This window comes from Chryseolinea soli, from assembly GCF_003589925.1.
In the GTDB taxonomy this organism is placed as follows: Bacteria; Bacteroidota; Bacteroidia; order Cytophagales; family Cyclobacteriaceae; genus Chryseolinea; species Chryseolinea soli.
On sequence record NZ_CP032382.1, the window covers coordinates 1,211,110 to 1,225,078 of the forward strand.

Genomic DNA, 13,969 nt, shown 5'->3' on the forward strand with positions numbered 1-13,969 from the left:
CTACTTGTGGATGTGTGTGACTCGATTGAAGTTCCGTCTGAAAAGAATCGCAAAGCTTTAGAGCATTAGGGGGAGTTGTTACTGGAGGGAGTTCGGTTTGAACCGCATTTGATCCGTATTCGCTATAAACTCAAAAATCCTCCATGATCTCCCGTCACCGTTATGTTCTCTATTTGTTGCTGATGGTCATTCCGCCTACAGCATACGGTCAGGTAAAAAAGAAGATCCGCTCCTACGAAAAAGTGTTCCAGTTCTCACTCTTCCCGGGCATCAGCACCAACGGCATTGAGAGCGGTTCATATTATAATAAATTTTCATTCAATCTTTTTGGAGGACTATCGGCCGGCAACCGGATCTTGGAGCTGGGGTCGCTGGTGAATGTGAATTTAAAGGAGTCGACTGGAATTCAGATTGCGGGGTTGGCCAATATCGTGGGAGCGAATGCGTATGTAAATCTTTCGCAGTCGGAGGAACGGGCGCTGATCAATGCGGAAGACTTCGAAGCCAACACGAAGGGGATACAGTTCTCGGGCATGTTGAACTTTGTGCGAAACAACGCGCAAGGCATTCAGTTCGCCGGGATGCTGAACGTTGTGGGTGGTGATATAAAAGGATTTCAGTTTGCGGGCATCGGCAATAGTGCGGGCAACAATACGGGCGGGACGTCATCGGGGATCCAGATCGCTGGATTTTATAACATTGCCAAAGAAGGGATGGGCGGCTTTCAAATCAGCAGCCTCTTCAACTACACCGACGGCAACTTTGCCGGCTTTCAATTCGGTGCCATCAATAAAGCGCGGGCCATGATGGGAAAGAAATCGACGCCACCCACGCGCGCCCGCAGCCTGCAGATCGGATTACTTAACTCCAGCAAGGCCATGGACGGCTGGCAGATCGGGCTTGTCAACTTTGGTGGTGATATGCGGGGGAAGCAGATCGCGCTCATCAATTTTTTCCACAACTATCCGCTAAAAGAATACACCCGCATGGGCACGCCGATCGGGTTGCTGAACCTTGGATCGTCCGGTTCCTATCTCAGCGTTTCCTACAACGAACTCTTTTCCGCCAATGTTGAATATACCACGGGCAATTGTCTGAACTGCACCTGGACGCAGAGCACTATGCCCTTTGCTGACCGTAATCAAATCTACAATCAAAATGCATTGATCGCCGGCTACGATGCCGCACGAAAAACCTGGGGCTTCGGCTATGGGTTTCAAAAAGTGTTGTATAATAAAAATAGCATGCTGCCGACGGACACAAACAACAAGAAGCGCGTGATTCACTACGGGTTGAAATTCCTTCATCTCAACCGCGACCTCTCATTCGACAAAGCTTTCAATATTTTGACACGGCTCAATTTTGACTACGGGAAGCGCTGGCGCTGGTTGTATGTGTTTGCCGGCGTTTCGGTGAACTATTTTTTGCATGACATCGAAGATTCGGAGGATACGTACAAGATCAACAGCAAAAAATTCGATGCCGGAAAATTATTCGGTCACAAGGCTGAAGTTTGGCCGGGGTATACGTTTGGATTGCAGTTTTGATTGAATACGTCTCCAAACCTATGGGCTCTCACAATGAAAATTCGTACAATGCTCAAAGGCCCACAGGGTATTTCGAGACCGGCTCAAATGCTCCCATGGTTTTATAGCACAATACATCGCCCGCAATTCGTCCGTTGTAAAAGACGTCTTACAATCCAGGTACCTTTCAAGTACTTTGTAGTTAACCGTATAGTACAATTCAGGGTGACGCGTTAGAACCAGGTATAACCTCTGTCGGTCGTAATGTCCGTAATCATATTCCCAGACTAGTTTCTGAACGTAAACCGAATCGACGCGAATGTTTCCTCCGATCAACGCATCGTAGTTTCGTTTTTTCTCCATCGCCTCACGCTTCTCGGAGGGCAATAGGCTATCCAGGCAGGCTTTGTAATCACGGGCAAACACTTCGGAAGTTAAATTTCGAATCATCTTTTTTTCTTCAGACTGGTGCTCCAAGGTTCCCGTGTACCGGCTGAGAAAGTTATGGGTGGTGATCGTTGTTTGCCGGATTCTACCGACGGAATCTTCATATTGCGCTTCCAGTTCGATCCGTGTCGCCTCGTTCCGGAGGAGATGATACCTTTTTTCTTGTCCACGTTTCAGTGTAAATTCATGACTAAGATAGCCAAGAGATTTTACGACAATACTTGCCGGGCCGACCTGCACAATCTCGAAAGCATTTCCCACAACGGGCTTTAGGGGCAACGTTTCGGGATCGCGGGACCAGAAACAAGCGCAGGCCCAGTTGTCATCAGTGACGTACTGCAAGCGAATGGAATCTCCCATCCGCTCGCCAATGATATAATTGTCCGGTTGAAACCAATACGTATCTGCCCCCACAAAATAACGGCTATCAGGATTGGCACATGACCAAAGTGCAAGGACGCCCAGGAAAATAAGAGATCTGCCAATCATTGAAAAACGAATAATCATTCCAACGGAACACCTGCACAAAAGGTTAACGCGTTCCGTTGGAATAACAATCGCACACTATTTGAACTTACTTTCATCCAATCTAAAAAACCGCACCGCATTATTAAACAGAATGTCCCGCTTCTGTTCAAACGATAAATAATTGGCATTCTCGATCATGCCAATCGAAACCTCCGTCAATTTAGGCCACACCAATAGATCCGTTCCATACAGAATGCGCTTTCCAAATCCTGCTTGGACCAGTCGCCGGATGTAGTCGTGAATTTCTTCCTGCGGATAGCTCCAGATAAAACCCGCGAGGTCCACATACACATAGGCATTGGCGCCCATGAGCGCGATCATTTCGTCGATCATGGGATAGCCCGCATGCATCACCCACACTTTCAGTTTCGGATGGCGCGCCAGCATGTCCTCCAACAAGAAGGGATTTCCCAGCGACGCTCTGTATTTTGGTGACGTGAGATTAGCCATGCCGTTACCTCCCGTTCCCATGTGAATGCCCACGGGAATATTCAATTGCTCTGCCGCCGCAAAATATTCATCCAGCGACATATCGCTGGGCGAGATGCCCTGGTATTGCGGAGCCACCTCTCCCATCACTTTATAGAATCCTGATGAAAGCGAATCCTTAAAAGCTTTCGCCGTCATGTCTTTGGGAGAACTGATGCCGATGCCGGGAATCACTCTGCCCGGCGCGGCCTTCTGCCATTTGCGCAAGATCACGGGGTCGCCATAGGCCACGATGGTCATGTTGAGCCGCTTCATCGTAGCGATCACGGCGTCTTGCATTTCCTGGTCGGTCTTTGCTGCCTTGAGCGGCTCGGCACAATCGGTGTTGATAAAAGCCGGCGGCGGCTGACCGGGATCGCCTCCCGGCATACTCTTCAAGAACCAAGGGCACATATCGCCGCCAAACGCAGGGTTCACTTTCATGGCGTGGACGTGTACATCGATGATGGGAAGATGTTTTGGCGCATCCTGAGCAAGTGCGCAAGACAGCGTCAGGAGCAAAAGGGATAGAGGTAAAAACAAGCGTATCATGAATAGAAGTTTTGGGTTGGGAATCTCTCGTCCGGACAGGAGTTCCGGATCATTGTGTCCAATATACACAATTATGCGATGCCGTCAACCAAGAATGCTTTGACGCTGGATTGGTGCTGTGTATACGGTCATTCAGGGATCGCGACGCCAATGATCACGCCAAAGTTGCCGTCGGTTTGGATCCATTTCTCTTCCGGGAGGTAGGTTCTGGAAACAAAGCCATCCAGGTAGAGGGCGTTTTGACAACCCGCTTGTTTGAAGAAATCGGCGAAGTCATAGAAATTTATCGGTTCCTTGGACATGGCAAACAGAAGCTTATGGTCAGGAAGGACACCAACGCCATTTCGTATGTTGAGATTGGATGAGCCTTTTTTGAATATGGGGTGAACCGCACCGTCGATCAGCAGCATCGGCCCCGACTGTGTGGCAAACGCAATCCGGCCGCTGTCCACAAAATTTGTCGTCTGGCAAACGACTGCATTTTTATCCACGGTAATATAGAACACGCCATTGGGCTTCAAATAAAAGTTGCCACTGCCCGATGTGGTGTCCAGTGGCGTCACCGTGGTTTGTTGTTGAATAAAAAGTCCCTGGGGTGAGTTGTCGGCCTTGAACATGCCGCCGTTCATGGCAAAGATGAGCTTATGGTGTTTTTGGTCGAGGTGATCTTTCAGGCGTTGGATGCTTTTGAGAATTTCGCGCTTGTCGTCTTTCCAATAGAACTGAATATCTTGTTCTCTGGGGTCTACAACATAACTAACGATGTTATCCGTCGATGTATCCCGGTGTATAACGGCACCGGTTCCTGCCGCCAGGGAAATCACCAGTATACACCACAGCCCTATTCTCCTATGTTTTTTCATTACTATTCACAACGGCTTGCACGTTGGTATAGCAGTTTACTTAAAATGATTTACAACGCCAAGCCCTCTTTGGCAACGCCCGCTGGATTTGACAATCGTTTATTTTTTGTCGTTAACGCAATCATCAACGCCGTTCCACTAAACCCCAACGCATCGGCTGCACTGAGCACCAGGTTTCCGTGATCAACCACCGGGTTGGCGATGGCACCGGGAATGTGCAGCAAAATAAACCAGAGAAAGATCATGATGCTCAGCAATAGCGCAACTAGTTTTATTTTGATCTTTAAAACGATGGCCACACCCGAGCCAATAAGCGCCGCGCCCGTGACGTAGGTCCAGAAGAAATGGCCGGGGATCCAGCCGGGCACCATCGTCGAAATAAAGTCGACATAAAAAAAATGATCGAAGCCGAACATGATCATGGTGATGGAAAAGAAAATCCGGCCAAAGGGGATCAATTTTTCCGGCAGGGCTAGAAATCCCGGCGTCGTTTGTCCGTCTTCCTGGAGAAATGATCCTGCCACCACAAACGCACCACCACAGAATGCCAGCGTTTTGCCTACATCGCCCCACACCCCCAGGTGCCGGATCAAGTGGGGCTGTATGAATAAAATATAGGGCAGATGCCAGAAAAGAATAACCGCCAGCAATATGCAACCCAAAATCAACGCCACCAGCCTGGCCTTTTTTGAGAACACAATGGCAAGACCCACCGCGATAAAAATAACTCCAGTGATGTAGGCCTCCATTTCAGGGGTGGCCCGCCACGAAGGCCACGGCGGCAGGATGGCCGGTCTGAAATCTGCATAAATGAATTGATTGATGCCGATGGTCATCATTAAAATGCCATAACAGGCCCGTGCGGTTTTGATCAGGGTTTCCATAGATAAAAAGATTTGCTGCGAAGGTGGCCTGTCGTTAAGGAAATGCCCTGTTTTCCGGTTGTACATGTTGGTACAAATCCGTACAAGTTTCAGGACATGGAAATTCAAGCGGCAGGCCTTATTTTTATTCAGGACTTTTGCCCCGCTTATGGTGACCGAAGAAGAATTGATTTCAGAAACAAAAAGCCAGATCGAAAAAAAACTCGGCTGGGGCGATAGCCGCGACTGGACCAACCAGGACTTTCTCGAACTGAGCCAGAAGATCCAGGACGAACTGCAAATCGCGGTGAGCCATGTCACGTTGAAGCGGATCTGGGGAAAGGTCAAGTATACGAGCCTGCCCAATACGTTTACGCTCAACACGCTGGTGCAATTTATCGGCTATGAAAACTGGAGGGACTTTAAAGTAAAAAACGGCGGCACTACCAGCGGGGTAGCCGGATCACCCACCCCAAGCCAGGCACCCCGTTCCAAAGGCAAAAAACCCATGCGTCCGCTGGTGACCTTGGCGATTGGCCTGGTGCTGGGCTATTTCATTTGGTTTGGGACGGGATCGAAAAAGGAGATCGATGCGAACGATTATTCTCTTCAAGTAAAAAAGACGGTCGAGAAAGGCGTCCCCAATTCGGTCATCTTTGACTACGATGCCACCAACGCGCCCGTTGATTCCGTTATCCTGCAACAATCGTGGGACGTGAAACGAAGAACGAAAGTATCGAAAGATGCGCATCAACGCACGTTGATCTATTATTTGCCCGGCTACTTTGAAGCCAAGCTAGTGGTGGACGAAAAGATCGTCAAAGAACAAGGCATTTTGATCGCCTCCGATGGATGGCTCGCCGCCATCGACGCTTCGCCCATGCCAGTGTATTTCAAGAAAGAAGATGTGATGGTGAACGGCCAAATGAGTTTGTCCATCGACAAGCTCCAGCGGCAAAACATACACCTGGCCCCCCAGCCGCCGTTGGTGAGCTATCTGAACGTGCAGGACTTTGGAGCGATCTATTCCGACAATTTTGTCTTTGAAGCATCCCTGAAAAACGACTACAAAGAAGGCGCGGCGATCTGCCAGAAGACAAACATCTATTTGCTCTGCGAGGGAATGGCAGTAGGAATACCGTTGTGCACCAAGGGCTGTGTCTCGGATATGTCGCTGTTCTTTACCGGCTTCGACGCGCCGGGAAAGCAAGTTGATCTGTCGGCCTTCGGTGTTGACTTTGACGAGTTTGTTCGGGTGAGGGTTGAATCCGCGAAGGGGAAAGCGAAAATATTTCTGAATCAGAAATTAGCATTTGAGATAGACCATGACATTGCGAGGTCTAAAATTATTGGGATCGATTTTGTGTTTCAGGGAACGGGGAATGTTGATTATGTTAAGTTGGAGAATGAGACAGTAAAATTTGAGGATGGATTTTGAGAATCAAAAATTCCAAATTTATACTATCAAAAGCCGCTAAAAATGGCACAAAAAAAGCAAAAAGGAATCGCACGCAGAAACCCTGAAGCGATTTGAAAATTTCATTAACCAATGGAGGGCTGGTAAGATCGATCCCTTCAAGGAACAAACCGATCGCGCCCTGGAGGATTTAAGAAAGGCAGGACTCATCAAATAATCACTATTTCGTTTTGACGAAAGAAGACAAGAAGCGGCCTTTACAGCCTCTTTTTTACATACTCACCCGCACTTTATCACGCTTAAAAGAAAAATCGAATACCCGTCTTGACAAATGCCGGGTCGCCGGGGGTAAACGTCAACTCCGAGACACCGGTATTTTCCCCGCGAAGCCGGGTCAGCGTATCGAATTGAGCCTCGTTCCATTCACGATTCAAAATGTTGGTCGCTGAGAGACTCAGTTCATACTTTGATCTCGTATAGGTGATCACCCCATCGAGCAGGAAGTATCCTTTCGCAACAACAGAATTGTTTTCATTTGCCGGTCTGTCAGAAACAAGGCGGTATCGCAAACTTGCGCGCAAGCCATTTCGAAGGGTTGCCGTAACCCCCGCGACACTGGTAAAGGTGGGTGCGAGTGGAATGTAATTTTCACCTTCAGGATCGTCAACCGATCGGCCGTGCGCATAGTTACCGTCAAAGTCGAGAAATAACCAATTCAATGCCTGGTACCGTAGTGAAAGATCAAGCCCATAGCGCTGTGTTTCGCCACTGGGTTCCACGACGGCTTCGTCGCCCACGTATACGAATTCCTGTTGCAAATTCAATTGCCAGATAGCAAAATTCACAAGCAAGCTTTTTGCAGGTTTCGCAAAGAAGCCTATGTCGGTTCCGAATGCTTTTGGAAGAATCTGCTTACCCTCTTGCGCCACCACGACGCGGGCATCGTTGGAATGAAATCCATAGCCGGATTTAATATAGAGTTGGAGTGCAGGCGTTGCATTGTAGAAGAGACTTAACTTGGGACTGATCGCAGTGGCCGTCTGTACTTTTCGCGAATACGAACTATCCAGTTTGTTAGCATATTGGAATGAAAACGCATCCACGCGACCCCCGGCATTCAGGATCAACCTGGACGACAAGCTCACCTTAAAATCCGCGTACGCGCTTCCATTGATCTGGTCAACATCACCCAAAGCTATCGGACTGATGAACGTATAACGGGCTTTTACATGCGAAAGCTCGATATTATCCACATCGTCATAGCGGAAACCCATTCCGAATTCCGATTGCACCGGCATACTTCCAAGATGAAGTTCTTTTTGATAAGATCCATTGTATCCGTAAATCGTCCGGTTTTCCTTTTGTTTGATCTCATCACCGTTTATGGAATCATTCAAAAAATAAGTAAAGTTAGAGTACAGCTCAAAGTTGTAACGGCTCACATAGAATTGATTTTTTAAAAAGGAGCCATCGTCCAAAAATTTGAGGAATGAGAAGTTAGCGTTGCTTCGTCCTGTAAATCCGCCTTCGGTGTTGTCGAGGGCGCCAAAACGTGAAATCAATCCGCTCGAGATGGTCCGTTCCGGAATTTGTCCCGATGCATCCCATTCACTTTTAAAGGTTGACAGCGATGCCGTAAAGAATTCATGATCACCGATTCGGGAGGTAAATTTTCCAAATAAATTAATGCGATTGAAGTTTTGCGGACTCTCAAAGGGTCCGTTGGTAAACTGATATTCCGTAGCGAAATAAGCATGCTGATTCTTTGTTGGATTGTTCAGAACGTTAAACAAGCCCACCGCGCGATACGTATCGAAACGTCCGGCTTCGAATTTCACGCTGCTTTGATCAAGCGCGTTCTTCGTTTGAAAGTTTGCATATCCCGTCGTATTGAAGTCGCCAACACTGGCATAATAAGGTCCTTTATTGAAATTCACATAATCAATGATCTCGGGCGTCAGGAAATGAAGGTCGGCATAGCCCTGACCGTGCGCATGAGAAACCATATTCACCGGCATTCCATCAACCGAAAGGCTTATATCGGTCCCGTGATCAAGATCAAATCCGCGAAGAAAGATCTGCTCGGCTTTCCCGCCACCGGCATGCTGTGCGGTGACAACACCAGGAATCATTCTTAAGATCTCCTGCGATGACTTGACCGGTCGCAGCGCCATATCAATTTTAGAAATCGTCGTCATCGTTTCTTCTGCCGATGCGTTACCGCTTACTACAACCTCGTTCAAACTCAGGGTTGAAGCAGCAAGTTGCACCTTTACCGTGACCGTTTCATTCTCACCAACGCTAACCACGATTTCCTGCGCGCGATAACCGATATACGAAACTCGCACGCGATACGTACCCGGCGCCAGATCGTCGAATTTGAAGTTTCCAAGTTCGTCGGTGATTGAAAGCTCCTGATCAGCACCCAGGACAATCGTTGCACCAGCCAGGGAGTGACCGCTTGTTGAATCCGAAACATGACCTTTCACTAAACTCCCATACCCGAACGTTCCCGTATGAATGCACAACCATAACGATCCGGCTATCAGTATACTTAATGACGCCTTCACGCTACACCACGTTAACTTTGGGCCGGTTTAGAAAATGAACGATCAGGGAAATAATAGCGAGCAAACCAATGCCGTACGCCGCGTTATCGGCAAATTTTTCGATCATCAACGAAATAAAGGCTGACGTTCCTGATACGCGTTCAAAAATCCAGGCAAGGGAAGCAATGACCGCGAACCCTGCACCGCCCATTCTCACACCACTGTAATAAGGCGTACGGCTAAGCAGGATAAGCCACGGCACGGTCATCACAATAACAAAAATTTGCATGAGCTCTATTCCGATGTTGAATCCGAGGATGCTCCATATCATTTGCCCCGTGTCAAGATTTAAGTCTGTAAGGATACTAGCGAAAGCAAGTCCGTGAATCAGGCCAAAGCCCATGGCGATATATATTTCCTTACCCGCAAAGACCGGGCGAAATGCATGGACAGCCGAAATCAGTATTGAAAATGCAATCAGTATCTCCACCGGCTGACTGGGGATATGCATCCAACCCAATGCTCCGACTAACAAGGTGAGTGAATGACCTATCGTAAATGCCGAGACGACCTTGAGCAGGTTAAACAGGCTGTAGCGCAGACCACCATAATTTCCCCACCGCCGAGATTTGACCGTCAAGGGTGCCGACAGAAGTAGTGTCAGCAGAAAAAGCAAGTGATCCGTACCTTCTTTTATGTGTTGCATGCCGAGCCCCAACATGCTGGCGATCCCTTTCCACCAACTACCCGCATCGAGGGTCACCTGCAGTGGAGGAATAGAATTGTTGCTTAGATTCCAACCGATCACGCTCACATCTTTTGTTGTGTCTGCATGGATAATGCCCGCTTCCCAGTCTCTCCTGATTGAAATGAGCGCAACGTGATTCACCACCTGATGCATGACGGCGTCATACTGTAAGGTAAAGGATCGGGTACCTTCGCCGGAATTTGGGAGCAACACAAATTGTACAACAACCTCGTAGTAAGAGATGTTGCTGTCGATGTATCTACCCTTGTCCATGCTCATTTGTTTAATGGCCACCCCCCACGGATGATTTTTATCAACATAGGCGTGAACGTGTTCCAGGAAATAGGCATGGAGTACGGAAGAGAAACGCTCGGTTAGTACGTCCGGTGTCCTCTGTATTTCATCGCCCAACACGAGTGCCAATTCAGGCAAAGGAATATGGGCCTCCAGCACAACCCTGTCCGAGCTCACATCGAGGAGTAATATTGAATTGGGTGACGGATGAGCGTGGACTTTTAAAGGAACAAGCACGCTTATCCCAAAAATCGCTATCAAAAAGGGCAATCGCCAGTTTTTACGCTGGCGATTGCTAAAACATGAATGGGCTCCCATAACCTCGAATGAACGTTGCCTTATTCCTTTATAATCCGATATAGTCACGGTTATGGTCACGCATTACCGTGTGATAGTGAACTTGATTTGAGATCACGACGCCATTTTGACAGATGAATTCAATCCACACACTCGGTCCGTCAATGCGCACGTAATCTGTATTGGATGTGAAAAATGAACTCGCCGTTCCCGAAGTCCCGCTGGTGTTGCTGGAATAGGTGACGTACGTATTGGCCAACTCATTTTGATAGGTGGTGAGATACGTTGCTGCGCTCGTAGGATCGACGTCATTGACCCAGGCGGCGATAGTAACCAATACTTTTGCTTGCGCTGCTGTACTCAAGCTGCTCACCTGTATGCCCTGTTTTGTAGATGGGAAGGTGTTGGTGGTCGAACCCGGCACCATTAAACAATCAGAGAAAGTCGACGAGATCTTTGCAGAAGCAAGCTCACTCGTAGTGAATGCCGCAAGCATCTCACGAACGGCGGCAAGCTCCGAGGTCATGGGACTGCTATAGGTGGTGCCGTTCACGGTGAAGGAACCATTTGGCTCGACCGCCTCATGCATGGGCGTTATGCTGGTGACTTGTCCGTTATCGTAAGTAATGTTTTGAGCGTAGTGATGCCCACCAAATTGGATCATCCACTTGCCCGTCGTGCTCGGTGTCCCTAAAAATGCGATGACATAGTTACCGGCACTATAACCCGACTGCATCGTTCCCAGGTAATCATCGGCGGCACGAATCGTTTGAAACTCCTCATATCCCTCATTGCTGACGGTTCCGGATGCTGCTTCAATCAACGCCAAGGCAGCCGTTTGCTGAGCGGTTGTCAAACTACTAAAAAGCAATCCATTCCGGCAGGACAAGGCACAGGGGAGATTTGACCACCTTTTTGCGTTCGTTAGATTTAACGTTATCACAACAGAAGACTGTTGCGTACTGGTCAACGTACCCAGGAAGGTATTGGCCAGGCAGACCAGTTTTTCAATCTGTGTTGTAGCCGAACCGCAATCGCTGGTTGACGAAGTTGTTGTTACCGTAAAGTCATCTGTCGTCTCAACCGATTGTCCGTCTACAGTTACCGTAATTTTTCCTGTAGTCGCCGCCGTCGGCACAGTAACGACCAATGCTGTCGATGAAGCGCTCGAAATCGTAGCCCCTGTGCCATTGAATGACACGGCATTGTTTGCCAATGTTGAGCTAAAGTTTAAGCCTGTGATGGTGACGGTTGTTCCTGCAGGGCCGCTCGTCGGAGTGAAACTCGTTACGGAAGGCGTCAAGACTTGTTCGTCTTTGTCATTGCATGCCGAAATAATAAATATACTCGGCAGGATAAGCATGACTCCTGCCAGCACAACGTCGGGATTGAATTTTCTTTTCTGTGATCTCATAGGTACATATTTGCATTTGATGTGGCAAAGAAACGGCGGGTAACTTCGGAAATGATGGGCCGCAAGCGGCTTTGCGATCAACGCGATATATTCCGCGAAGATTGAGCATCTGAAACCAGCATCGACAGCCTAATTTTGGGCTCCGGTCGTTTCCGTCCGGAAATTTCAATCGAATGACTTACCCGTTAATCTGGCCCGATGGGTCTCTGTGATATGAATAAAAAACCAGCGCTAATACACATGGTGGCCCATATTCTGGGGGGGCTCGCTTTTCTGACCATCCCCATCCTTCTATCGCCACGCCCGAGTCACATGCCCTTTTTCTCCAGGCCCACATTGCGAGATCTTTTGGCCAATGTGTTGATGCTTGTGATCTTCTATCTCAACTACTATTTCTTCATCCCCAGACTCTACTTCAGGAAAAAGGAAGTGTTGTATTTCACGATCATCGCGCTCGGATTCTTAGCGATTTCCTACGCGCCTTCGCTGATGACCGGATACATACCGTGGAATGCATCGCGTGAACTTCATCCCACGGTATTATCCGGATTGCAGACAAATCCAAGAATGGTAGATGACGCCGCCTATCTGACCCAGGTGAAACACAGCATCTTTTTATACATGGCCGTAGTGTTGTTTTCGATCCTGTTAAGAATTCGGACCAAACTGCTTTCTACAGAAACGATGAAGCATGTCGCTGAATTGGGTATACTGAAAAATCAAATCAATCCTCATTTTCTTTTCAATACACTGAACAACATCTACGCTTACGCGATCAAGGAAGAGGCGCAGATTACGGCCACCAGCGTTCTGAAACTGTCCGGCATGATGCGCTATGTGGTCACCGAAACAGGAAAACAATTTGTCTCGTTGGAAAAAGAAATCATGTATACCGACGATTACATCGATTTGCAAAAAATGCGGCTTACCCGTTCCATGCACTTATCGTATGCTGTGATTGGCCGCGTAGACCAACTAACGATTGCGCCGATCATCCTGATGCCCTTTATCGAGAATGCATTTAAACATGGCGTTAACCCCGATCGGGAATCGTATATTAGCATTAGAATTGAGATAACCGACAACAATCTTGAACTCGTCGTGGAAAATCAAAAAGTAAAGACTTCACCGGAGCAACATACGAAAAGCGGTGTTGGGGTCGAAAATACAAAATCGAGGCTGGAGTTGTTATATCCCAAAAAGCATTCACTTGTCATTCGTGATGACGAAAGCCATCATCGGGTTCGACTAAATTTAATCCTCGCGTGATCTCCGCTATAGCCATCGATGATGAACCCTTACCCTTGGGAATAATCGAAAAGTATTGCCAGGCAACAGATTTCATCTCCCTGGATAAGACCTTCACAAAAACCGGTGACGCAAAAATATATCTGGAAAAATACCCGGTCGACCTGCTCTTCCTTGATATTAATATGCCCGAAATTTCAGGGATCGATTTCTACAAGGGATTGAAACAGGACACCATGGTCATTTTCACAACCGCTCATGTGCAGTATGCTTTTGACGGATTTGAGTTGAGCGCAGTGGATTTTCTACTCAAGCCCTATTCGCTGGAACGATTTTTAGTCGCCGTCAACAAGGCAAAGGAATATCACAGCTTCCTCCACCGAAAAGAATCGACAGAGGAAAAACATATCTTTATTCGTTCAGAACACCATCTGATCAAGTTGCCCATTTCGGACATTCTTTATATCGAAGGACTGGCGGATTATCTTAAGATCCATTTGGAGAATGGAAAAATATTGGTGACCCGGGCGACCATGAAGGGCATCCTTTCAAGACTTTCCGACAAGAAATTCATCCGGGTACACCGGTCGTTTATTGTGCCCTTTCACAGGATACTCTCGGTAAGAAACAAAAACATCATGCTTGCCGGTGACCGGGAAATTCCGATCGGCATTAGCTATGAGGAGGCTTTTCTCAAAGCATTCGGAAAAGGATAGGACCAGCGATCGATTTTCAATCGACCACCACCGAACACA

General features: G+C 47.9%; 11 protein-coding genes. 4 read left to right on the forward strand and 7 right to left on the reverse strand.

Features of this window, described 5'->3' with window-relative positions:
* Nucleotides 1-143 precede the first annotated feature (143 nt).
* Complete coding sequence (locus tag D4L85_RS05070) at nt 144-1,547, forward strand: hypothetical protein (RefSeq protein WP_119753294.1); 1,404 nt, start codon at nt 144-146, stop codon at nt 1,545-1,547.
* A gap of 18 nt (nt 1,548-1,565) precedes the next feature.
* On the opposite strand, the gene D4L85_RS05075 is transcribed toward D4L85_RS05070, so the two are convergent.
* The 4 genes from D4L85_RS05075 to D4L85_RS05090 form a co-directional block, all read right to left on the reverse strand.
* On the reverse strand, nt 1,566-2,462 hold the full coding sequence (locus tag D4L85_RS05075) for a hypothetical protein (RefSeq protein ID WP_160143553.1): 897 nt from the start codon (nt 2,460-2,462) through the stop codon (nt 1,566-1,568).
* 75 nt (nt 2,463-2,537) lie between these two features.
* Nucleotides 2,538-3,521, reverse strand: coding sequence for an amidohydrolase family protein (locus D4L85_RS05080; RefSeq protein ID WP_119753296.1), 984 nt, complete (start codon nt 3,519-3,521; stop codon nt 2,538-2,540).
* 128 nt (nt 3,522-3,649) lie between these two features.
* Nucleotides 3,650-4,384 carry a phosphodiester glycosidase family protein gene (locus D4L85_RS05085; RefSeq protein WP_119753297.1) on the reverse strand — a complete coding sequence of 245 codons (735 nt, stop codon included), beginning with the start codon at nt 4,382-4,384 and terminating at the stop codon, nt 3,650-3,652.
* A 50-nt stretch (nt 4,385-4,434) separates the two neighbouring features.
* Nucleotides 4,435-5,268 (reverse strand): DoxX family protein, encoded by an 834-nt coding sequence (locus tag D4L85_RS05090; RefSeq protein ID WP_119753298.1) that lies wholly within the window; start codon nt 5,266-5,268, stop codon nt 4,435-4,437.
* Between the two features lie 148 nt (nt 5,269-5,416).
* On the opposite strand from D4L85_RS05090, the gene D4L85_RS05095 reads away from it, so the two are divergent.
* Nucleotides 5,417-6,685: a hypothetical protein gene (locus D4L85_RS05095; protein WP_119753299.1), complete on the forward strand. Its 1,269-nt coding sequence runs from the start codon at nt 5,417-5,419 to the stop codon at nt 6,683-6,685.
* Between the two features lie 278 nt (nt 6,686-6,963).
* On the opposite strand, the gene D4L85_RS05100 is transcribed toward D4L85_RS05095, so the two are convergent.
* From D4L85_RS05100 to D4L85_RS05110, 3 genes are read right to left on the reverse strand one after another with little or no spacing between them, the layout of a single operon-like run.
* Entirely contained in the window at nt 6,964-9,234 is a 2,271-nt protein-coding gene (locus D4L85_RS05100) for a TonB-dependent receptor (protein ID WP_119753300.1), read from the reverse strand.
* Between the two features lies 1 nt (nt 9,235).
* Nucleotides 9,236-10,573: a HupE/UreJ family protein gene (locus D4L85_RS05105; RefSeq protein WP_119753301.1), complete on the reverse strand. Its 1,338-nt coding sequence runs from the start codon at nt 10,571-10,573 to the stop codon at nt 9,236-9,238.
* Nucleotides 10,574-10,601: 28 nt separating this feature from the next.
* The gene (locus tag D4L85_RS05110; protein ID WP_228450779.1) at nt 10,602-11,966 is read right to left on the reverse strand and encodes a DUF3500 domain-containing protein; all 1,365 of its coding nucleotides are present in this window, start codon (nt 11,964-11,966) and stop codon (nt 10,602-10,604) included.
* Nucleotides 11,967-12,206: 240 nt separating this feature from the next.
* Here D4L85_RS05110 and D4L85_RS05115 point away from each other — a divergent pair, with 240 nt between their 5' ends.
* The gene (locus D4L85_RS05115; protein ID WP_160143554.1) at nt 12,207-13,235 is read left to right on the forward strand and encodes a sensor histidine kinase; all 1,029 of its coding nucleotides are present in this window, start codon (nt 12,207-12,209) and stop codon (nt 13,233-13,235) included.
* Complete coding sequence (locus D4L85_RS05120; protein WP_119753303.1) at nt 13,232-13,930, forward strand: LytR/AlgR family response regulator transcription factor; 699 nt, start codon at nt 13,232-13,234, stop codon at nt 13,928-13,930. Before D4L85_RS05115 ends, D4L85_RS05120 begins: the two co-directional genes overlap by 4 nt.
* Nucleotides 13,931-13,969 lie beyond the last annotated feature (39 nt).